This is a genomic window from Pseudomonas sp. KT_2_4 (genome assembly GCF_041410225.1).
GTDB classification, from domain to species: Bacteria; Pseudomonadota; Gammaproteobacteria; order Pseudomonadales; family Pseudomonadaceae; genus Aquipseudomonas; species Aquipseudomonas paracarnis.
On the sequence record NZ_CP166962.1, the window covers coordinates 2221273 to 2241833 of the forward strand.

Consider the following 20561-nt stretch of genomic DNA (forward strand, 5'->3'; position numbering starts at 1 on the left):
TCAACCAACGCGAGAGAAACATGGACGTCCTCCGCCCCATCGCCCTGGAACAGATCTACGCCCACGCCAGCCGCAGCTACCCCGAGGAGTGCTGTGGTTTCGTCTTCGCCGACGGCAGCGTGTACCTGGGCAGCAATATCCAGAATGAACTGCACCGCAAGAACCCCGAGATGTACCCACGCAGCGCGGCCAATGGCTACACCTTTTCGGTGGCCGACACCCTGCTGATGAACAAGGCGTTTCGCAGTGACAACCCGGTGGTAGTGATTTACCACTCACACCCGGATGTGGGCGCCTATTTCAGTGACGAAGACCAGGACAAGGCACTGTTCCTGGGCGAGCCGATCTTCCCCGTCAGCTACTTGGTGGTGGATGTCCGCCAGGGCCAGGCCCTGGGCTCCAAGCTGTTTGCCTGGGATGGCAAGCATTTCTCCCTTCAACCTTTCAACGACCTGCACACGGAGTTGTCCATGAACGCTGTCTCCTTCCCCGACATTCTGGTTCGCGTGGCCAAGCTGCCGGAATCGACCCTTGAGGGCGCCGGATCGACATTGCGCGAAGTCATTGAAAATCTCTGCACCCATCACCCCCAATTGCGTCAGCACCTGTTCCATGAAAAGAACGACCAGCTCAAGGAACACTTCCTGTTTACCGCCGAGGAGGAGTTGATCGACGCCGATGAACCCCTGCCAGCAAAAGCCCGGATCGAAGTGTTGCTCGCCACTTCAGGTGGCATGGACATCGATGCCCTGAGCAACGAAGAAGTGCAGCGCTATGTGCGCCACATCACCCTGCCGGGCGTCGGCCGCGAAGGCCAATTGAACCTGAAGAAAGCCAAGGTGCTGGTCATCGGTACCGGCGGTCTGGGCTCGCCCATCAGCCTGTACCTGGCGGCGGCCGGCATCGGCACCCTGGGGCTGGTGGACTTTGATGTGGTGGAAAGCAGCAACCTGCAACGCCAGATCGTGCATGGCAACAGCACCCTGGGCATGCCCAAGGTCGAGTCCGCCAAGCAGCGCCTGCTGGACCTCAATCCGCATATCCAGATCAACGCGTACAACACCGCGCTCAACAGCGACAACGCCCTGGCACTGGTGGGCGCCTATGACCTGGTGATCGACGGCACCGACAATTTCGACACCCGCTACCTGGTCAACGACGCCTGTGTGCAGCTGGGTAAACCCTTGGTGTACGGCGCCATCTACCGTTTCGACGGGCAGATCAGCGTGCTCAACTATAAAGGTGGGCCGTGCTATCGCTGCCTGTTCCCCAAGGCCCCACCCGCAGAGCTGGCGCCCAATTGCAGCGCGGGCGGTGTGATCGGCGTGTTGCCGGGCGTGGTCGGTATGATCCAGGCCACCGAGGCGATCAAATTACTGATCGGCATTGGCGAACCCTTGTCCGGCCGCTTGATGCGCTTCGACGCGCTGGCGATGAAGTTCAGCGAGATCCGCTTCAAGCGTCGCGCTGACTGCCCCTGCTGCTCGGACCTGCGCCACAGCGAAACCGTCGCGCCGGCCACCTGCGCCGATGCCTTACCGAGCCAGCCCTCCCTGGCCGCGGAACGCTACATCAAGCCCCAGGTACTCAAGCAAGTGCTCGAACACCCTAGCAGCGCTGATGTATTGCTGGACGTGCGTGACGCCAGCGAACTGGAAGTGTGCAAATTACCGGGCGTGGTGCATATCCCGCTGGCAGAACTGGATGGGCAGCTCGCCAGTCTGAGCCGCGACAACACCCACTACCTGATCTGCTACGCAGGCACCCGCGCCGAGCAAGCCGCCAGCACCCTGTTGGCCGCTGGCTTTGCCAACACCAAAGTCCTGCAGGGCGGCATGAAACATTGGGTTCGCGACGTCGAACCTGACATGCCGCTGTACTGAGAGTGGGGACGTACTGATGCTGCATAACTCCATTCTCGACGTGATCGGCCAGACGCCGATCGTGCGTCTGGCCCAGCTTTCCGAAGACCTCGGCATCGAGGTCTACGCCAAGCTGGAGTCGCTCAACCCCGGTGGCAGCCACAAGGCGCGCATCGCCCTGGGCATGATCCTGGATGCCGAGCGCCGCGGTGTGCTGATCCGTGATTCCGGGCAGACCATCATCGAACCCAGTGGCGGCAACACCGGCATTGGCCTGGTGATGGCCGGCAATGTGCTGGGCTACAAAGTGGTGCTGGTGATCCCTGACAACTACAGCCCGGAAAAACAGAAGCTGCTGCGTCTGTACGGCGCCAGGGTAGTGCTGTCCGATAGCCGCCTGGGCAATAACTCCCACGGCGAAAAGTGCATGGAGCTGCAGTTGGAAAACCCCAACTACGTGATGCTCAACCAGCAACGCAATGGCGCCAACCCCCAAACCCACCGCGACACCACCGCTCCGGAAATCCTTCGCGCCTTCGGTGAACAGCGCGTGGATTACTTCGTCAGCGGCATTGGCACCGGGGGGCATATCACCGGTATCGGCGAAACCCTCAAGGCCGCCTGGCCCGCGCTGCGAGTGATGGGCGTAGAACCGGAAGAATGCGACCTGCTCAAAGACCGGCACGCGGCGCACGGGATCCAGGGCCTGTCGATCGGCCTGATCCCCAGCATCCTCAACCTGGACGTGATCGACGGCATGCTCAAGGTGTCGCACGCCGATTGCCTGGACATGATCAAACGCATCATGCGCACCGATGCCATCAGCCTGGGGCTGTCTTCGGCCGCCAACATGGTCGCCATCGCCCAACTCGCCCCCGAACTGCCGCCTGAAACGGTGGTGTTGACCATGGTCTACGACAATGCCGACAGCTACCTGCCCAGTTTCGAGTAACCGGGCTTTTAACCATCCAACATACGGGGGTGTCTCCATGGGGGGCTTTATCGACATGCAACAGCTGCACGATGAGTTGCTCACCCACCTCATCACCACCCTCACGCCCAGACAGATGAAGCAGCTGGAGCCGCACCTGGCGCCGTTGATTCAGAACGCCGCCCAGGCGGTGGCCGAGGACCTGATTGCCTATGCCTATCGCGACCCCGCGTCCCGTGGGCGCGGTGAGTTGATCCTGGAATCCTACGCCTCGTTCAAGGCCGTGCTGTTCTACCGCCTTGCGCACCTGGTGTGGCATTTCCAGGGCGCAGACAACGGCGATTTTTCGCGCATGGCCCTCAAGCTGAGTAACCAGGGCAAGATCCTCTCCGGTGCCGAGATTCACCCGGCAGCGCGCATCGGCCGCCGCTTTGTGCTGGACCATGGCTACGGCACCGTCATCGGCGAAACCTGCGTGATCGGCAACGACTGCTACATCCTCTGCGGCGTGACCCTGGGTGCGCGCGGTATTGCCAACAACCCGGACGGCAAACGCCACCCGCGCCTGGGCAACAACGTCGAAGTCGGCGCCGGCGCCCGGGTGCTGGGCTATGTTTCGATCGGCGATAACGTGTTTATCAGCCCCTCCTGCGTGATTACCCAAGACGTGCCGGCAGGCACCAAGGTCAAGGTGGTCAACCAGATCCAACTGCAAAAAAACGATGAATCGGACCACAGCAACTACCTCGGCGCCTTTGCCCTGGATGAGCGCTTGCACGTGGTGGGAGAAGTGAGTGCCGGCCACAAGGTCACCGTGCTGGACGCCGACTTTCATCCCCTGCAAGGGCTGATGCTTGAACCCACGGTGAAAGAGCGGCATCACCTGCAGTTTCGTCTGCGTCGCCTCGACACCGGCGAGCAACTGCCACGCCTGCCGCTGAACCTGAAGGTATGCGGGCCGGAATTTGAAATCACCCTGCTCTCTCCCCCTGGCTTGAGCGCACTGGTGCGCCACCTCTTGCAAGCCACCCCATTGATCGTCGGAGGTTGAACATGTCTGTGCATACCATGGAAACCCTGGCGCTGTTTGACAGCGCGCCCTACCAGAACGCCTTCAGCGCCCGGGTGATTGCCATCAGCGAACAGGGTATCGCCCTGGAGCACACCCTGTTCTACCCCACCGGCGGCGGGCAACCAGGCGATACCGGTCACCTCACTCTGGCCGATGGCACACGGGTGCAAGTGACCGGCACCGTGCGCGACCCGGTGTTGCGCTTGATCATCTGGCACCAGGTAGACCACTACCCCGAACAGTTGGCCGCTGGCGTCCAGGTCGACGCTGGGCTGGATTGGGAGCGGCGCTACCAGCACATGAAGATGCACACTTGCCTGCACTTGCTGTGTTCGCTCATCGACGCGCCCGTGACCGGTTGCAGCATCAGCGCAGATAAAGGCCGCCTGGATTTCGACCTGCCAGAAATGACCTTGGACAAAGACCGCCTCACCCAAGACCTCAACGCCCTTATCGAACAAGCCCACGCGGTCAAAACTCTGTCGATGCCCGCCACCGAGTACGCGACCCTGCTGCAGATCACCCGCACCCAGGCGGTTGCGCCGCCGGTGGTCTCCGGTTCGGTCCGGGTGATTGAAATCCCCGGCATCGATATCCAGCCCTGCGGCGGTACCCATGTGCTCAATACCGAGGAAATCGGCCGGGTGTTCTGCGAAAAGATCGAGAAGAAGAGCAAGCACAACCGCCGGGTGATACTGCGGTTTGAATAGATTCTGAAGCAGAACTTCAGTCAACTGTGGGAGCTGGCTTGCCTGCGATAGCTGACATCCAGTCAATTCGTGTGGGGCTGACACACCGCTATCGCAGGCAAGCCAGCTTCCACATTAACCGCGTTGTTTTTCAGATCGTGAGCAGGTCCATGAAACGGTTGACTGGCGTCGCCTCAAGCCGTGCCTGATCCTTGCACAACGCAAAGATTTCGGCGCTGCGTTGCGCAGTGAACCGCGTGGCCAGGTTGGCCTTGAACTTGTCTTCCAGCAGTGGAATGCCGTCCACCCGACGGCGACGATGGCCAATCGGATACTCCACCGCCACCTGCTCGGTGCAGGTGCCGTCCGTGAAAAACACCTGCACCGCGTTGGCAATCGAGCGTTTGTCGGCCTCCAGGTATTCGCGGCTATAGCGCGGGTCTTCGACGATGACCATCTTGTCGCGCAACTGATCAATGATCGGGTGGGCCGCGTGGAAATCATCTTCATACTGCTCGGCCACCAGGTTGCCGAACGCCAACGGCACGGCGGTCATGTATTGCAGGCAGTGATCGCGATCGGCGGCGTTGGCCAATGGGCCGACCTTGGAAATAATGCGAATCGCCGACTCGTGAGTAGTGATCACGATGCGCTCGATTTCATGCAGGCGATGCTTGAGCTGCGGGTGCAGGGCGACTGCCGCTTCACAGGCAGTTTGCGCGTGAAACTCGGCCGGGAAGCTGATCTTGAACAGCACGTTCTCCATCACGTAGGTGCCGTAGGGTTGGGGCAGGCTGAACGCGCGCTTATCCTCGGGCTTGAGCGCCAAGTCCTTGTTGGTGTGGCTGAACAGCACGTCGTAGAAGCCCCACTGCGGCGCACTCAATACACCGGGGATGCCCATTTCGCCACGCAAGGCGATGTCTGCCAGGCGTACGCCGCGGCTCGATGCATCGCCTGCGGCCCAGGATTTGCGCGAGCCGGCATTCGGTGCATGGCGATAGGTGCGCAGCGCCTGGCCATCGACAAAAGCGTGTGACAACGCCGATAGCAGTTGCTCGCGGTTGGCGCCCATCAGCTTGGCGGTGACCGCCGTGGTAGCGACTTTCACCAACAACACATGGTCGAGGCCTACCCGGTTGAAGGGGTTTTCCAAGGCAATCACACCTTGGATTTCGTGGGCCATGATCATCGCTTCCAGCACTGCACGCACGGTCAACGGCGCGTCGCCATTGGCCAGGCGCTTTTGCGACAGGTGATCGGCCACGGCGAGGATGCCGCCCAGGTTGTCCGAAGGGTGGCCCCATTCAGCAGCGAGCCAGGTGTCGTTGTAGTCGAGCCAGCGCACGATGCAACCGATATCCGAGGCGGCCTTGACCGGGTCCAGGCGGAACGAAGTGCCCGGCACCCGTGCGCCAAACGGCACCACGGTACCCTCTACCATCGGCCCCAGGTGCTTGGTGCACTCGGGGAAGCGCAGGGCCAGCAGGCCACAGCCGAGGGTGTCCATCAGGCAGTTGCGGGCGGTATCCAGGGCGTCCTGGGAGTCGATGCGGTAGTTGAGGACGTAGTCGGCGATGTCCTGCAACACCGGGTCGTAGTCGGGACGGTTGTTCTGGTCGACGTTGGCGCTCATGGCGGTTCTCCTAAAAGTTGGTTGTTCCATCCTCAGGGTCAGGGTTTGATCGTTCCCACGCTCCGCGTGGGAATGCATCCCGTGACGCTCTGCGTCACAGCAGGACGCAGAGTGTCCCAGGCGGCGTTCCCACGCGGAGCGTGGGAACGATCAAGCTAAAAGGCGTCGCCGGGGATGCGTACGTAGCCTTCCATCAACACCCGCGCACTGCGGCTCATAATGGCTTTTTTCACCACCCATTCACCGTCCACCTGGCTGGCCTCGGCGCCTACGCGCAAAGTGCCGGACGGGTGCCCGAAGCGCACGGCATTGCGCTCTACGCCGCCCGCCGCCAGGTTGACCAAGGTGCCGGAAATCGCCGCGGCGGTGCCAATCGCCACCGCCGCGGTGCCCATCATCGCGTGGTGCAGTTTGCCCATCGACAAGGCGCGCACCAGCAGGTCCACATCGCCGGCCTTGATCGCCTTGCCGCTGGAGGCCACGTAATCGGCAGGTTTGGCGACGAACGCCACCTTGGGCGTGTGCTGGCGCTGGGCGGCTTCGTCCAGGTGTTTGATCAGGCCCATGCGCAACGCGCCATACGCCCGCACGGTCTCGAACATCGCCAGGGCCTTGGGGTCGCTGTTGATCGCGCCTTGCAGCTCGGTTCCGGTGTAGCCCAGGTCTTGGGCATTGATGAAAATCGTCGGGATACCGGCGTTGATCAACGTGGCCTTGAAGGTACCGACGCCGGGTACCTCCAGGTCGTCGACGAGGTTGCCAGTGGGGAACATCGAGCCACCACCGCCCTCTTCTTCCGCCGCGGGGTCCATGAATTCCAACTGCACTTCGGCAGCCGGGAAGGTCACGCCGTCCAGTTCAAAGTCGCCGGTTTCCTGCACCGCGCCGTCAGTGATTGGCACGTGGGCGATGATGGTCTTGCCGATATTGGCCTGCCACACCCGCACCACGGCCACGCCGTTATGGGGTACGCGGGCCGCATCGACCAGGCCGGCGCTGATGGCGAACGAACCCACCGCCGCCGACAGGTTGCCGCAGTTGCCGCTCCAATCGACAAATGGCTTGTCGATGGAGACCTGGCCGAACAGGTAATCCACGTCGTGATCGGCGCGGGTGCTTTTGGCCAGGATCACGGTCTTGCTGGTGCTCGAGGTGGCCCCCCCCATGCCGTCGATCTGCTTGTCATAGGGGTCGGGGCTGCCAATCACCCGCAGCAACAAGGCGTCGCGTGCAGGGCCCGGCACCTGCGCCGCGGCGGGCAGGTCCTGGAGGCTGAAGAACACGCCCTTGCTGGTGCCGCCACGCATGTAGGTGGCGGGGATTTTGATTTGCGCTACGTGTGCCATGGTTATCCTCTTCAGGCGGTCGCCTTTGATTCCAGGAAGTCCTGGGCGAAACGTTGCAACACGCCACCGGCTTCGTAGATCGACACTTCTTCGGCGGTGTCGAGGCGGCAGGTCACTGGCACCTCGACACGTTCGCCATTCTTGCGGTTGATCACCAGGGTCAGTTGCGCACGCGGGGTGCGCTCGCCGACCACGTCATAGGTTTCACTGCCGTCGATTTGCAGGGTGTGGCGGTCGGTGCCTGGCAGGAACTCCAGGGGCAACACGCCCATGCCCACCAGGTTGGTGCGGTGGATGCGCTCGAAGCCTTCGGCGGCAATCGCTTCCACACCGGCCAGGCGTACGCCCTTGGCCGCCCAGTCGCGGGACGAACCTTGGCCATAGTCGGCGCCGGCGATGATGATCAGCGGTTGCTTGCGCTCCATGTAAGTCTCGATGGCTTCCCACATCCGCGTGATCTTGCCTTCCGGCTCGATACGCGCAAGAGAGCCCTGCTTGACCTTGCCGTTTTCCTGCACCATTTCGTTGAACAGTTTCGGGTTGGCGAAGGTGGCGCGCTGCGCCGTCAAATGGTCGCCCCTGTGGGTGGCGTAGGAGTTGAAGTCGACCTCGGGCAAGCCCATTTTCGCCAGGTATTCACCGGCGGCGCTGTCCAGCATGATTGCGTTGGACGGCGACAAGTGGTCGGTGGTGATGTTGTCCGGCAGCACCGCCAGCGGGCGCATACCTTTGAGCGGTCGTGCACCGGCCAGCGCGCCTTCCCAGTACGGCGGGCGGCGGATATAGGTGCTTTGTGGGCGCCAGTCGTACAGCGGCGTGACCTTGGGCCCGGTGTCTTCGTGAATGGCGAACATCGGGATATACACCGCACGGAATTGCTCGGGTTTTACCGAAGCCTTGACCACCGCGTCGATCTCTTCATCGCTCGGCCAGATGTCTTGCAGGCGGATTTCGTTGCCGTCGGCATCCAGGCCGAGCACGTCCTTCTCGATGTCGAAACGGATGGTACCGGCAATCGCATAGGCCACCACCAGCGGCGGCGACGCCAGGAAGGCTTGCTTGGCGTAAGGGTGAATGCGCCCGTCAAAGTTGCGGTTACCCGACAACACCGCGGTGGCGTACAGGTCGCGGTCGATGATCTCTTGCTGGATCACCGGGTCGAGTGCGCCGGACATGCCGTTGCAGGTGGTGCAGGCAAAGGCCACCACGCCAAAACCGAGTTTTTCCAGCTCATGGCCCAGGCCGGCTTCTTCCAGGTACATGGCCACGGTTTTCGAGCCCGGCGCCAAAGACGACTTGACCCACGGCTTGCGGGTCAGCCCCAGCTTGTTGGCGTTGCGTGCCAACAGGCCGGCGGCGATCACGTTGCGCGGGTTGCTGGTGTTGGTGCAACTGGTGATGGCGGCGATGATCACTGCGCCGTCGGGCATTTGCCCCGGCACGTCATCCCATTGGCCGGCAATGCCTTTCGACGCAAGGTCGCGGGTGGCCAGGCGGGCATGGGGGTTGCTCGGGCCGGCCATGTTGCGCACGACGCTGGAGAGGTCGAAGCTCAGGCTGCGCTCGTACTGCGCGCCTTTCAGGTCGTCCGCCCACAGGCCGGTGTGACGTGCGTATTGCTCGACCAAGGCGACTTGTTCGTCTTCGCGGCCGGTGAGTTTGAGGTAAGCGATGGTTTGCGCGTCGATGTAGAACATCGCGGCGGTGGCGCCGTACTCCGGGGCCATGTTGGAGATGGTGGCACGGTCACCCAAAGTGAGTGCCGACGCCCCTTCGCCGAAGAACTCCAGCCAGGCGCCGACCACCTTCTGCTGGCGCAGGAATTCGGTGAGCGCCAGCACCATATCGGTGGCGGTGATGCCCGGTTGCAGCTTGCCGGTCAATTCCACGCCCACGCTTTCCGGCAGGCGCATCCACGACGCGCGGCCGAGCATCACGCTCTCGGCTTCCAGGCCACCGACGCCGATGGCGATCACCCCCAGGGCGTCTACGTGAGGCGTATGGCTGTCGGTGCCGACACAGGTATCCGGGAAGGCCACGCCGTCACGCACTTGAATCACCGGGGACATTTTCTCCAGATTGATCTGGTGCATGATGCCGTTGCCCGGCGGGATCACATCAACGTTCTTGAAGGCCTTTTTGGTCCACTCGATAAAGTGGAAGCGGTCTTCGTTGCGACGGTCTTCAATGGCGCGGTTTTTTTCGAAGGCTTGCGGGTCAAAGCCACCGGCCTCGACGGCCAGTGAATGGTCGACGATCAGTTGGGTGGGCACCACCGGGTTGACCTGCGCCGGGTCGCCGCCTTGCTGGGCGATGGCATCGCGCAGGCCAGCGAGGTCGACCAGAGCGGTCTGGCCGAGGATGTCATGGCACACCACGCGGGCGGGGAACCACGGGAAGTCGAGGTCGCGCTTGCGCTCGATCAGTTGGCTCAGGGACGCGTCGAGGGTGGCCGGGTCGCAACGGCGCACCAGGTTCTCGGCGAGCACGCGCGAAGTGTAGGGCAGCGTGGCGTAGGCGCCGGGGGTGATTGCCTCGACAGCCGCACGGGCGTCGAAGAAATCCAGGCGGCTGCCGGGGAGCGGTTTGCGAAATTCAGTGTTCATCGTCAGGACTCGGTCACGGTAAGTTCGAAAGGTGAACTGTCGACACTGGCTTTGTTTCCTGTGGGAGCTGGCTTGCCTGCGATGGCATCACTGTGGTGTGACAGGTACACCGAGGTGATGCCATCGCAGGCAAGCCAGCTCCCACACACAAGCACATGAGCCAGCGGGCACAGCCCATCCCATTCAGCGACGTTCGATTGGCACGAACTTGCGCTGCTCAACGCCGGTGTACTCGGCGCTTGGACGGATGATGCGGTTGTTGGCGCGCTGCTCGAACACGTGCGCAGCCCAGCCAGTCAGGCGCGAGCATACGAAAATCGGCGTGAACAGCTTGGTCGGGATGCCCATGAAGTGGTACGCCGAGGCATGGTAGAAATCGGCGTTAGGAAACAGCTTCTTCTGTTCCCACATGGTCTTGTCGATGGCTTCGGAGACCGGGAACAACACGGTGTCGCCCACTTCGTCAGCGAGCTTTTTCGACCAGCCCTTGATCACTTCATTGCGCGGATCGCTGTCTTTATAGATCGCGTGGCCAAAGCCCATGATCTTGTCTTTGCGCGCCAACATGCCAAGGGTGCCTTCAACCGCTTCCTGGGCCGAGGAGAAACGTTCGATCATTTCCATCGCCGCTTCGTTGGCACCGCCGTGCAGCGGGCCGCGCAGGGAGCCGATGGCAGCGGTGACGCAGGAATACAGGTCGGACAATGTCGATGCACACACCCGTGCGGTGAAGGTCGAAGCGTTGAATTCGTGTTCAGCGTAGAGGATCAGCGACACGTTCATCACTTTGACGTGCAGCTCGCTCGGTTTCTTGCCATGCAGCAGGTGCAGGAAGTGGCCACCGATGCTCGGCTCGTCGGTCACGCAGTCGATGCGCTGGCCGTCGTGGCTGAAGCGATACCAGTAGCACATGATCGCCGGGAACGCGGCGAGCAGGCGGTCGGTGACATCGCGCTGCACGCTGAAATCTTTCTCCGGCTCGATATTGCCCAGGAACGAGCACCCGGTGCGCATCACGTCCATCGGATGGGCGTCGGCGGGGATGCGTTCGAGCACTTCTTTCAGGGCCTGGGGCAGGTCACGCAGTTTGCTCAGCTTGTTGCTGTAAGCGGCCAGTTCGGCCTGGGTTGGCAGTTCACCGTACAGCAGCAGGTAGGCGACTTCTTCAAACTGGGCGTCGGCGGCCAGTTCGCGTACGTCGTAGCCACGGTAGGTCAGGCCGGCGCCGGCCTGGCCCACGGTGGACAGTGCCGTCTGCCCGGCGACCTGGCCACGCAGGCCAGCACCACTCAATACTTTTGCTTCAGCCATGTTCGTTCTCCAATTTTGTAGTTGTTCAGGGAACCACAGGGTTTATTTTTTCGCGGCGAACAGCGCGTCGAGCTTCTGCTCGAAGGTGTGGTAGTCGATGCGATCGTAAAGCTCCATGCGCGTTTGCATGGTGTCGATCACATTCTGCTGGGTACCGTCGCGACGAATCGCGGTGTAGACATTCTCGGCCGCCTTGTTCATGGCACGGAAAGCCGAGAGCGGGTACAGCACAATGGAAACATCCGCAGATTTCAACTGTTCGGTGGTGTACAGCGGTGTGGCGCCGAACTCGGTGATGTTCGCCAGGATCGGCGCCTTCACGCGGGAGGCGAACAGCTTGTACATCTCCAGTTCAGTGATGGCTTCCGGGAACACCATGTCGGCACCGGCCTCGATGCACGCGGCGGCACGCTCCAGCGCGGACTCCAGGCCCTCGACCGCCAGGGCGTCGGTGCGCGCCATGATCACGAAGCTGTCATCGGTGCGCGCATCCACGGCGGCCTTGATGCGGTCGACCATTTCCTGCTGGGACACGATTTCTTTGTTGGGGCGATGACCGCAGCGCTTGGCGCCCACCTGGTCTTCGATATGGATAGCGGCGGCACCGAACTTGATCATCGACTTGACGGTACGCGCCACGTTGAACGCCGAAGAGCCGAAACCGGTGTCCACGTCCACCAGCAGCGGCAGGTCGCACACGTCGGTAATGCGACGCACGTCGGTGAGCACGTCATCCAGGCCGGTGATGCCCAAGTCCGGCACGCCGAGAGAGCCGGCGGCTACACCGCCACCTGACAGATAAATCGCCTTGAAGCCGGCGCGCTTGGCCAAGAGCGCATGGTTGGCATTGATGGCGCCCACCACTTGCAAGGGCTGTTCGCTGGCGACGGCGTCACGGAAACGCTGGCCGGGAGTGCTGTTGTTGTTGGAACTCATGACTCACCTCGTGATGAAGGCGCACCGTCCGGGAAGTGACGGGCAACGTTGCGTTTGGAGGCGCCGATATGCCGGCGCATCAACAGTTCGGCCAGTTCACCGTCGCGATCGGCAATCGCGTCGAGAATGCGGTGATGCTCGGCAAAGGCCTGGCGTGGACGATTGGGGGTGGCGGAGAACTGGATGCGGTACATGCGCACCAGTTGATACAGCTCGCCGCAGAGCATTTGGGTGAGGGTGCGGTTACCGGCACCTTGAATGATGCGGTAGTGAAAATCGAAGTCGCCTTCCTGCTGGTAATAGCCGACACCGGCCTGGAACGCCGCATCCCGTTCGTGGGTGTGCAACACCTGGCGCAGCTCCTCGATCTCTGCGTCAGTCATACGCTCGGCGGCCAGGCGACAGGCCATGCCCTCTAAGGACTCGCGAATCTCATACAGTTCGACCAGCTCGGCGTGACTCAAAGACACCACGCGTGCGCCGACATGAGGCACCCGCACCAGCAGGCGCTGGCCTTCCAGGCGATGGATCGCTTCGCGCAGCGGGCCGCGACTGATGCCGTAGGTGCGCGCCAGCTCCGGCTCGGAAATCTTGCTACCGGGGGCGATTTCGCCTTTGACGATGGCGGCCTGGATACGCCGGAAGACGTTCTCTGACATGGTCTGGGAATCGTCTGGTGCCACCGATGGTTTTTCCAGTTGCTCCAGCATATTGTCGACACCTTTAAAATCAATGCCGCAAAAACTAGCCAATAAGCCTCTCATAGTCAAAGAATAAATACACATTGTCGACAATCGTCTAATAACCCCATCAATCGCCCGCCCAGGCATGGCCGCCTGCCAGCGCTGGCGCCAAAAAAGCATCATGTTAGAATGCCCGCCGCTTTTGCCTGACATCAGATGATGAAAGGGCGCACCCGAGATTGCGCAGCAATGCCAGTCCCCATGAAATGAACAGTGCACTGCCCTGCCTCAGGATTTATGAGACTCAAGCCTTACCTACTAGTGATGTGCCTGCTGTGCATACCGAGCCTTGGCGCTGGCGCCGAGAAGACCGTGTACGGCCTGAATGAATACGCCAAGCTTGCGGGTATCGACCTGGAAGTGGCGGCCAAACTCGACACCGGCGCCAAGACCGCCTCGTTGAGTGCCCGCGATATCAAGCGCTTCAAGCGCAATGGCGAATCCTGGGTACGCTTCTACCTGGCCATCGACACCGCCCATTCCCACCCCATCGAACTGCCCCTGGCGCGTGTCAGCAAGATCAAGCGCCGCGCCGGCGACTACGACCCCGATGAGGACAAGAACTACACCGCCCGCCCAGTGATTGCGCTGGATATCTGCATGGGCAGTGCTTTACGCAGCATCGAAGTGAACTTGACTGACCGCAGCGCATTCCAATACCCGCTGCTGATTGGCTCCGAAGCCTTGAAACGCTTTGATGCGCTGGTCGACCCCAGTCTTAAATATGCAGCAGGCAAACCCGCCTGCGCCGCCGACGCTTAATACCGCCGAGTAAACCGAATGCGCTCTCTGACCCTGCACCTGAAAATCCTGATCACCTTGCTGGTGGTGCTGGGCATTTCGGTCACCGCCTATCAGATCTTCGTGCTGGGAATTCCCGTCACCGAAGATGCCACCGACGACTTGTGGAACATCGACGCCAAGGTCGAGTTCGTCGCCAACCCGAAAGACCCGGTCAAGATCCAGATGTTCGTGCCGCCCTTGAGCCGCGACTTCGTCAGCCTCAATGAGAGCTTTATCTCGAACAACTACGGGGTGAGCGTCAACCGCATCGACGGCAACCGCAAGGTCACCTGGTCGGCGCGCCGGGCCAAGGGCAACCAGACCCTCTATTACCGCCTGGTGCTGACCAAGCGCTACAGCGGCGAAAAGATCAAGATCAAAGGCCCGACCTTCCGCGACAGCATCGCCGTGGAAGGCCCGGAAAAGATCGCCGCCGAAGCCTTGCTGGCCCCGATCCGCCAGCACTCGGCCGACGTCGAAACCTTTATCAGTGAAGCCATCAAGCGCACCAACAACCTCAACGACGACAATGTGAAGTTGCTGCTGGCCGGCGACCCCTCGACGCCGCACAAAGCCAAGATCGTCGAACTGCTGCTGTCCATCGCCCACGTGCCGGTAGAGAAAGTCCACACCATCCGCCTGGTGGCCGACCAGCCGCAAACCCCGGAACTGTGGCTGCGCAGTTTCAACGGCAACGACTGGCTGTACTTCAACCCGGAAACTGGCGAACAGGGCCTGCCCGCCGACCGCCTGCTATGGTGGACCGGCGATGAAAATCTGATCACCGTCGATGGCGGCAAGAAAGCCATGGTGACCTTCAGCCTGAACAACAGCGAGATGAATGCCATCCGCCTGGCCAAGCTGACGGACGAAAACACCGACGCCAACTTCCTCGAATACTCACTGTACGGCCTGCCGCTGCAAACCCAGCAGACCTTCATGATCATGGTGATGATCCCGATAGGCGTGCTGGTGATCTTGATCCTGCGCAACCTCATCGGCCTGCAGACCCTGGGCACCTTCACCCCCGTACTGATCGCCCTGGCATTCCGCGAGACCCAGTTGGGCTTCGGGATTGTGCTGTTCACGATCATCACGGCGCTGGGCCTGTCGCTCCGGTCGTACCTTGAACACCTTAAACTGCAGATGCTGCCGAGGCTGTCGGTGGTGCTGACCTTCGTGGTGGTGCTGATTGCCGCCATCAGCCTGTTCAGCCACAAGCTGGGGCTGGAACGCGGCTTGTCGGTGGCGCTGTTCCCGATGGTGATCCTGACCATGACCATCGAACGCCTGTCGATCACCTGGGAGGAGCGTGGCGCCAACCATGCGCTGAAAGTGGCGATTGGCACGCTGTTCGCTGCGTCCCTGGCGCACCTGATCATGAGCGTGCCGGAGTTGGTCTACTTCGTGTTCACCTTCCCGGCGATCCTGTTGATCCTGGTGGGCTTCATGCTGGCCATGGGTCGCTACCGCGGCTATCGCCTCACCGAGCTGGTGCGTTTCAAGGCGTTCCTGAAGGCTGACTCTTGATGTTCGGCTTCTGGAAGACCTGGAAGGCCCTGGAAGCGCGGGGGATCATGGGCATTAACCGGCGTAATGCCGACTACGTGCTCAAGTACAACAAGCGCAGCCTGTACCCGATAGTGGATGACAAGATCATTACCAAGGAACGGGCGCTGGCCGCCGGTATCCATGTACCGGAAATGTACGGGGTGATCTCCACCGAAAAGGAAATCGACAAGCTCGACGAGATCATCGGCGGGCGCAGCGACTTCGTGATCAAGCCCGCCCAGGGCGCCGGTGGCGACGGCATCCTGGTGGTTGCAGACCGTTTTGAAGGGCGCTATCGCACGGTGTCCGGCAAGATCATCAGCCATGAAGAGATCGAGCACCAGATTTCCAGCATCCTCACCGGCCTGTACTCCCTCGGCGGCCACCGCGACCGCGCGTTGATCGAGTACCGCGTGGTGCCCGACCAGATCTTCAAGAGCATCAGCTATGAAGGCGTGCCGGACATCCGCATCATCGTGCTGATGGGCTACCCGGTGATGGCGATGCTGCGCTTGCCCACCCGCCAGTCCGGCGGCAAGGCCAACCTGCACCAGGGCGCGATCGGCGTGGGTGTAGACCTGGCCACCGGCCTGACCCTGCGCGGCACCTGGCTGAACAACATCATCACCAAGCACCCCGACACCACCAACGCGGTGGATGGCGTGCAACTGCCCAACTGGGACGGTTTCATGAAACTCGCAGCCGGCTGCTATGAGCTGTGCGGGCTGGGTTATATCGGCGTGGACATGGTGCTGGACCAGGAAAAAGGCCCGCTGATCCTTGAGCTGAACGCAAGGCCAGGGCTGAACATCCAGATTGCCAACGACTGCGGCTTGACCTTGCGCACCCATGCGGTGGAGGCGCGGCTGGAAGAACTCAAGGCGGCCGGGGTGACAGAAACCCCAGAAGAACGGGTGAAGTTCGTGCAGGAGATGTTCGGGCATATTCCGCCGGTTGAAGGTTAGCAGCGCATCGCAGGCAAGCCCGGGCTCGCTAGGTGGGAGCTGGCTTGCCTGCGATAGCTTTCTGACAAGCCATCCATCCCCCAGGCTATGCCCTCTATCGAGCTATCACCGACATCCCCCCTAGGAGCAAGTCCTACAGAGGACTACAATCCCCTCCCCCACGCCACTGGCTGATTCACCCTCGCATGTCGACCTGTTCCGTTTACCCCTTACCCTACCGGGCCAACCCCGCCGAGTACTTTGCGGCTATTCGCCATGCGCCTGGCGCGGTGCTGCTCGACAGCGGCCGCCCGGCTGCCGAGCGGGGGCGCTATGACCTGCTCAGCGCCTGGCCTGAAGCAACCTTGACGGTTGGGCCGGATGAAAGCGGCGGCGATTTCCTGCAACGCTTGCGAGAAAACCTGGCGCAGTTGGGTGAGGCCGCCCTGCCTGCTGGGGTTGAATTGCCCTTTGCCGGCGGTTTGATCGGTTACTTGAGCTATGACTTCGGCCGGCACCTGGAACAGGTTGCACGCCTGGCCGTGGACGACCTGCACCTGCCGGATGCGCGCCTGGGGTTGTATGCCTGGGCGCTGGTCAGCGATCACCAGGCGCGCACCAGCCAGCTGGTGTTTCACCCGGTGCTGGCCGATAGCGAGCGGCAACGGCTCGTCGCTCTGTTCAGTCATGCAACGGGCAGCGCGCCCACCGCCTTCAAGCTTCAGGGCCCCATGGCGCCGGACCTCAGCCTGGAGGCATATCAGCAGGCCATCCTGCGTATTCAGGATTACATTCAGGCCGGCGACTGCTACCAGGTCAACTTTACCCAACGCTTTCGCGCACCTTGTAGCGGCGACCCGTGGGCGGCCTACTGCGCCCTGCGCGAGGCCTGCCCGACACCGTTTTCCGGGTTCCAGAGCCTGCCGGATGACGGCGCGGTGCTGAGCCTGTCGCCGGAACGCTTTGTGCGCATCAGCGAACGCCAGGTCGAGACTCGCCCGATCAAGGGCACCCGCCCTCGCGGCCTGACACCAGAAGAGGATGCCGCCAACGCCGCCGAACTGCTGGCCAGCCCCAAGGACCGCGCAGAAAACCTGATGATCGTCGACCTGCTGCGCAACGACCTTGGCCGCAGCTGCCGCATCGGCTCGGTGAACGTGCCGGAATTGTTCAGCCTGGAAAGCTACCCCAACGTGCACCACCTGGTAAGCAGCGTCACTGGCATATTGGCCGACGACAAAGACGCCCTCGACCTGATCGCCGGCAGCTTCCCCGGCGGCTCCATCACCGGCGCGCCGAAGATTCGCGCCATGCAGATCATCGACGAGCTTGAACCCAACCGTCGCGGGTTCTATTGCGGCTCGCTGATGTACCTGGACGTGCGCGGCGAGATGGACAGTTCCATCGCGATTCGCAGCTTGCTGGTCAAGGATGGGCAGGTGTGTTGCTGGGGTGGCGGCGGGATTGTGGCGGATTCGCAGTGGCAGGCGGAGTATCAGGAGTCGCTGACGAAGGTGCGGGTGTTGTTACAAACGTTGGAAAACCTGTAGGGCACAGCCCCTGCCTAGCGTTCGAGTAGAACGCCATGCGATAGAAAAAGCCTGAATCAGAACCGCTGTGGACGGAATAGACGCTTGCAGATAGCGTCCGGATCGACCGTCCACCGCCACCTGTGAAGGATCACATGAAGCGACTGCCTCCTCGTCTGGAAATATTTCCGAGATTGCCTAACCGCGCAATCGCACCTATGATCTCCCAAAACGGGAGGTTGAAGCGATGCGGATAATCGCTCTCTCTACCCTACGAATATTCTGGGAAAGCCATTCAGCTTATAGCGACGCCAGAACACCGCTGGTCGAGTGGTATCGGCACATGGAAAAGGCCAATTATCCAACACCGCAAGCACTCAAGGCCGAGCTCAGAACAGCGAGCATTCTTAAGGGCGGCAGGGTCGTGTTCAACGTCGGCGGCAACAAGTATCGAGTGATCATGGCCATCGACTACCAGCGACAACTAGGGTTTATACGGTACGTGGGGACCCACGCTCAGTACGACCAGATCAACGCGGAGACTGCGTGATGAACATCAAACCTATTCACTCCCAGGAAGACCTGACTGCGGCACTCGTACGAGTCGAGCAGATATGGGGAGCACTACCCGGCTCGCCTGAAGGTGATGAGCTGGAAATCCTGGCAATCCTCATCGAGAAGTACGAAGCCGAGCATTACCCCATGCCCCCTTCGGATCCGGTAGAAGCTATCAAGTTTCGCATGGAGCAATTGGGCATGACCGCCCGCGATCTGGAGCCGTTTATCGGCACCAGTGGGCGGGTGTCAGAGGTGCTGAACCACAAGCGCAAGCTGAGCCTGGCGATGATCAAACGCCTGCATGAAGGCTTGCGTATTCCTTATGAGCGCTTGCTGGCCGAGGGTTAGGCGGTGACGGAGCCGATGCCATCGCGGGCAACCCCGGCTCCCTCAGTTGACCGCGTCGTTTGACGTTACAGGGTCGAAGGTGGGAGCTGGCTTGCCTGCGATGGGGCAATCAGCCGCGCCGCATAACTTACAGGCTCAACTGCCGATTCGACGCCTTGATAAACTCTTTTTTCAAGTCTTCAAACGTATGCACCGCCGGGAACTGCGGGAATTCGCGAATCACATTGTCCGGCGCATGGAACAGAATCCCACGGTCAGCTTCACCCAGCATGCTGGTGTCATTGTAGGAATCACCGGCAGCGATCACGCGGTAGTAGAGGGTCTTGAATGCCAGCACTGATTGGCGCTTGGGGTCTTTCTGGCGCAGTTGGTAGCTGACCACCCGGTCGTTTTCATCGGTGATCAAGCGGTGGCAAAGCAAGGTCGGGAACCCCAGCTGACGCATCAGCGGCTGGGAGAACTCGTAGAAGGTGTCGGACAGGATCACCACCTGAAAGCGCTCGCGCAGCCAGTTGACGAACTCGATCGCGCCGTCCAGCGGCTTGAGTGTGGCGATCACGGCCTGGATATCGGCCAACTTGAGCCCATGCTCGTCGAGGATACGCAGGCGCTGTTGCATCAGCACGTCGTAGTCGGGGATGTCACGGGTGGTGGCCCGCAGGGACTCAATGCCGGTTTTCTCGGCAAAGGCGATCCAGATTTCCGGAACCAGTACCCCTTCCAGGTCAAGGCAGGCAATTTCCACACGACACTCCTATTAGATGTTGTTAGTTGAGCGAGCAAAAGGACTGCCGAACTCTAGCGACTCAAGCCAGCCGCCGCAACGCGGGACAGTTTTTGATACCATCGCCCTCCTAGAGAGCGCTCAGCGCCACTGACCTGTAGGAACCGTCCTGATGAACCAAGCCTTCGACGTCGTTGAACTCGCCACGACTTATGCCAACAAGTCTGCCCAGGACATTCTCAAGCTGGCGTTCAGCCAGTTCGGCGATGACCTGTGGATTTCCTTCAGCGGTGCCGAGGATGTGGTGCTGGTGGACATGGCCTGGAAGCTGAACAAGAACGTCAAGGTGTTCAGCCTCGACACCGGCCGCCTGCATCCGGAGACCTACCGGTTTATCGAGCAGGTGCGTGAGTTCTACAAGATCGACATCGAGCTGATCTCGCCAGACCCGAGCAAGCTGGAGCCCTTCGTCAAAGAGAAAGGCCTGTTCAGCTTCTATAAGGACGGCCATGGCGAATGCTGCGGCATCCGCAAGATCGAACCGCTGCGCCGCAAACTCGCAGGTGTCAGCGCCTGGGCCACCGGCCAGCGCCGCGACCAGAGCCCCGGCACTCGCAGCCAGGTGGCGGCGCTGGAAATCGACACGGCGTTCTCCACGCCGGAACGCACCCTGTACAAGTTCAACCCGCTGGCGCAGATGACCAGCGAAGAGGTGTGGGGCTACATCCGCATGCTGGAGCTGCCGTACAACAGCCTGCATGAGCGCGGCTTCATCAGCATCGGCTGCGAGCCCTGCACCCGGCCGGTACTGCCCCGCCAGCATGAGCGCGAAGGCCGCTGGTGGTGGGAAGAAGCCACGCAGAAGGAATGCGGGCTGCATGCGGGGAATATCATCAGCAAGGCTTGAGCCTCTAATGCCACCGCCTCTGTAGGAGCGAACTTGCTCGCTCCTACAGAAAGCGAGATTTCCTTTCGGCCGGGTAAATCTTGTA

At 61.3% G+C, this 20561-nt stretch carries 18 protein-coding genes; 11 read left to right on the forward strand and 7 right to left on the reverse strand.

From position 1 onward, the window contains the following. Nucleotides 1-20 precede the first annotated feature (20 nt). From moeB to AB9N64_RS10165, 4 genes are read left to right on the forward strand one after another with little or no spacing between them, the layout of a single operon-like run. Entirely contained in the window at nucleotides 21-1883 is a 1863-nt protein-coding gene (gene moeB, locus AB9N64_RS10150; RefSeq protein ID WP_197865119.1) for a molybdopterin-synthase adenylyltransferase MoeB, read from the forward strand. 16 nt (nucleotides 1884-1899) lie between these two features. After that, nucleotides 1900-2814, forward strand: coding sequence for a PLP-dependent cysteine synthase family protein (locus AB9N64_RS10155; protein WP_197865120.1), 915 nt, complete (start codon nucleotides 1900-1902; stop codon nucleotides 2812-2814). 37 nt (nucleotides 2815-2851) lie between these two features. Next, on the forward strand, nucleotides 2852-3844 hold the full coding sequence (locus AB9N64_RS10160) for a serine O-acetyltransferase (protein WP_020302626.1): 993 nt from the start codon (nucleotides 2852-2854) through the stop codon (nucleotides 3842-3844). A gap of 2 nt (nucleotides 3845-3846) precedes the next feature. Then, complete coding sequence (locus AB9N64_RS10165; RefSeq protein WP_371360234.1) at nucleotides 3847-4575, forward strand: alanyl-tRNA editing protein; 729 nt, start codon at nucleotides 3847-3849, stop codon at nucleotides 4573-4575. A gap of 130 nt (nucleotides 4576-4705) precedes the next feature. Here AB9N64_RS10165 and prpD read toward each other — a convergent pair whose 3' ends face one another. The 6 genes from prpD to AB9N64_RS10195 all read right to left on the reverse strand — a co-directional run bounded on the left by prpD (nucleotide 4706) and on the right by AB9N64_RS10195 (nucleotide 13099). Next, entirely contained in the window at nucleotides 4706-6190 is a 1485-nt protein-coding gene (prpD, locus tag AB9N64_RS10170; RefSeq protein WP_197865121.1) for a 2-methylcitrate dehydratase, read from the reverse strand. A 155-nt stretch (nucleotides 6191-6345) separates the two neighbouring features. Further along, on the reverse strand, nucleotides 6346-7536 hold the full coding sequence (gene prpF / locus AB9N64_RS10175; RefSeq protein ID WP_103451348.1) for a 2-methylaconitate cis-trans isomerase PrpF: 1191 nt from the start codon (nucleotides 7534-7536) through the stop codon (nucleotides 6346-6348). An 11-nt stretch (nucleotides 7537-7547) separates the two neighbouring features. Continuing rightward, nucleotides 7548-10142: a Fe/S-dependent 2-methylisocitrate dehydratase AcnD gene (gene acnD / locus AB9N64_RS10180; RefSeq protein ID WP_038451134.1), complete on the reverse strand. Its 2595-nt coding sequence runs from the start codon at nucleotides 10140-10142 to the stop codon at nucleotides 7548-7550. A 183-nt stretch (nucleotides 10143-10325) separates the two neighbouring features. Beyond that, on the reverse strand, nucleotides 10326-11453 hold the full coding sequence (prpC, locus tag AB9N64_RS10185; protein WP_014719499.1) for a 2-methylcitrate synthase: 1128 nt from the start codon (nucleotides 11451-11453) through the stop codon (nucleotides 10326-10328). A 42-nt stretch (nucleotides 11454-11495) separates the two neighbouring features. Beyond that, on the reverse strand, nucleotides 11496-12389 hold the full coding sequence (gene prpB / locus AB9N64_RS10190) for a methylisocitrate lyase (RefSeq protein ID WP_003193320.1): 894 nt from the start codon (nucleotides 12387-12389) through the stop codon (nucleotides 11496-11498). Next, entirely contained in the window at nucleotides 12386-13099 is a 714-nt protein-coding gene (locus tag AB9N64_RS10195; protein WP_371360235.1) for a GntR family transcriptional regulator, read from the reverse strand. Before AB9N64_RS10195 ends, prpB begins: the two co-directional genes overlap by 4 nt. 270 nt (nucleotides 13100-13369) lie before the next feature. Here AB9N64_RS10195 and AB9N64_RS10200 point away from each other — a divergent pair, with 270 nt between their 5' ends. The 6 genes from AB9N64_RS10200 (at nucleotide 13370) to AB9N64_RS10225 (ending at nucleotide 18845) form a co-directional block, all read left to right on the forward strand. After that, a complete protein-coding gene (locus AB9N64_RS10200) occupies nucleotides 13370-13894 on the forward strand; it encodes an ATP-dependent zinc protease (RefSeq protein ID WP_014719501.1) in 525 nt (174 codons plus the stop codon). Between the two features lie 18 nt (nucleotides 13895-13912). Then, nucleotides 13913-15445: an inactive transglutaminase family protein gene (locus tag AB9N64_RS10205; RefSeq protein WP_014719502.1), complete on the forward strand. Its 1533-nt coding sequence runs from the start codon at nucleotides 13913-13915 to the stop codon at nucleotides 15443-15445. Beyond that, the gene (locus tag AB9N64_RS10210; RefSeq protein ID WP_003193326.1) at nucleotides 15445-16431 is read left to right on the forward strand and encodes an alpha-L-glutamate ligase-like protein; all 987 of its coding nucleotides are present in this window, start codon (nucleotides 15445-15447) and stop codon (nucleotides 16429-16431) included. The genes AB9N64_RS10205 and AB9N64_RS10210 overlap by 1 nt, the downstream gene beginning before the upstream one ends. Nucleotides 16432-16616: 185 nt before the next feature. Further along, complete coding sequence (gene pabB / locus AB9N64_RS10215; RefSeq protein ID WP_014719503.1) at nucleotides 16617-17960, forward strand: aminodeoxychorismate synthase component I; 1344 nt, start codon at nucleotides 16617-16619, stop codon at nucleotides 17958-17960. A gap of 226 nt (nucleotides 17961-18186) precedes the next feature. Continuing rightward, on the forward strand, nucleotides 18187-18489 hold the full coding sequence (locus AB9N64_RS10220; RefSeq protein WP_058410714.1) for a type II toxin-antitoxin system HigB family toxin: 303 nt from the start codon (nucleotides 18187-18189) through the stop codon (nucleotides 18487-18489). Continuing rightward, nucleotides 18489-18845 (forward strand): type II toxin-antitoxin system HigA family antitoxin, encoded by a 357-nt coding sequence (locus AB9N64_RS10225; RefSeq protein WP_014719504.1) that lies wholly within the window; start codon nucleotides 18489-18491, stop codon nucleotides 18843-18845. The genes AB9N64_RS10220 and AB9N64_RS10225 overlap by 1 nt, the downstream gene beginning before the upstream one ends. A gap of 127 nt (nucleotides 18846-18972) precedes the next feature. Here AB9N64_RS10225 and thrH read toward each other — a convergent pair whose 3' ends face one another. Then, the gene (gene thrH / locus AB9N64_RS10230; protein ID WP_014719505.1) at nucleotides 18973-19590 is read right to left on the reverse strand and encodes a bifunctional phosphoserine phosphatase/homoserine phosphotransferase ThrH; all 618 of its coding nucleotides are present in this window, start codon (nucleotides 19588-19590) and stop codon (nucleotides 18973-18975) included. A 151-nt stretch (nucleotides 19591-19741) separates the two neighbouring features. On the opposite strand from thrH, the gene AB9N64_RS10235 reads away from it, so the two are divergent. Next, nucleotides 19742-20476, forward strand: coding sequence for a phosphoadenylyl-sulfate reductase (locus tag AB9N64_RS10235; RefSeq protein WP_014719506.1), 735 nt, complete (start codon nucleotides 19742-19744; stop codon nucleotides 20474-20476). Nucleotides 20477-20561 lie beyond the last annotated feature (85 nt).

Bases quoted from the DNA above. Each gene is read 5' to 3' on its own strand.
- prpB (WP_003193320.1), bottom strand. From the start codon at position 12,389: ATGAGTTCCAACAACAACAGCACTCCCGGCCAGCGTTTCCGTGACGCC.
- AB9N64_RS10220 (WP_058410714.1), top strand. From the start codon at position 18,187: ATGCGGATAATCGCTCTCTCTACCCTACGAATATTCTGGGAAAGCCAT.
- AB9N64_RS10160 (WP_020302626.1), top strand. From the start codon at position 2,852: ATGGGGGGCTTTATCGACATGCAACAGCTGCACGATGAGTTGCTCACC.
- prpF (WP_103451348.1), bottom strand. From the start codon at position 7,536: ATGGCACACGTAGCGCAAATCAAAATCCCCGCCACCTACATGCGTGGC.
- moeB (WP_197865119.1), top strand. From the start codon at position 21: ATGGACGTCCTCCGCCCCATCGCCCTGGAACAGATCTACGCCCACGCC.
- acnD (WP_038451134.1), bottom strand. From the start codon at position 10,142: ATGAACACTGAATTTCGCAAACCGCTCCCCGGCAGCCGCCTGGATTTC.
- AB9N64_RS10195 (WP_371360235.1), bottom strand. From the start codon at position 13,099: ATGCTGGAGCAACTGGAAAAACCATCGGTGGCACCAGACGATTCCCAG.
- prpD (WP_197865121.1), bottom strand. From the start codon at position 6,190: ATGAGCGCCAACGTCGACCAGAACAACCGTCCCGACTACGACCCGGTG.
- AB9N64_RS10155 (WP_197865120.1), top strand. From the start codon at position 1,900: ATGCTGCATAACTCCATTCTCGACGTGATCGGCCAGACGCCGATCGTG.
- AB9N64_RS10165 (WP_371360234.1), top strand. From the start codon at position 3,847: ATGTCTGTGCATACCATGGAAACCCTGGCGCTGTTTGACAGCGCGCCC.
- AB9N64_RS10200 (WP_014719501.1), top strand. From the start codon at position 13,370: ATGAGACTCAAGCCTTACCTACTAGTGATGTGCCTGCTGTGCATACCG.
- pabB (WP_014719503.1), top strand. From the start codon at position 16,617: ATGTCGACCTGTTCCGTTTACCCCTTACCCTACCGGGCCAACCCCGCC.
- AB9N64_RS10210 (WP_003193326.1), top strand. From the start codon at position 15,445: ATGTTCGGCTTCTGGAAGACCTGGAAGGCCCTGGAAGCGCGGGGGATC.
- AB9N64_RS10225 (WP_014719504.1), top strand. From the start codon at position 18,489: ATGAACATCAAACCTATTCACTCCCAGGAAGACCTGACTGCGGCACTC.
- AB9N64_RS10235 (WP_014719506.1), top strand. From the start codon at position 19,742: ATGAACCAAGCCTTCGACGTCGTTGAACTCGCCACGACTTATGCCAAC.
- AB9N64_RS10205 (WP_014719502.1), top strand. From the start codon at position 13,913: ATGCGCTCTCTGACCCTGCACCTGAAAATCCTGATCACCTTGCTGGTG.
- prpC (WP_014719499.1), bottom strand. From the start codon at position 11,453: ATGGCTGAAGCAAAAGTATTGAGTGGTGCTGGCCTGCGTGGCCAGGTC.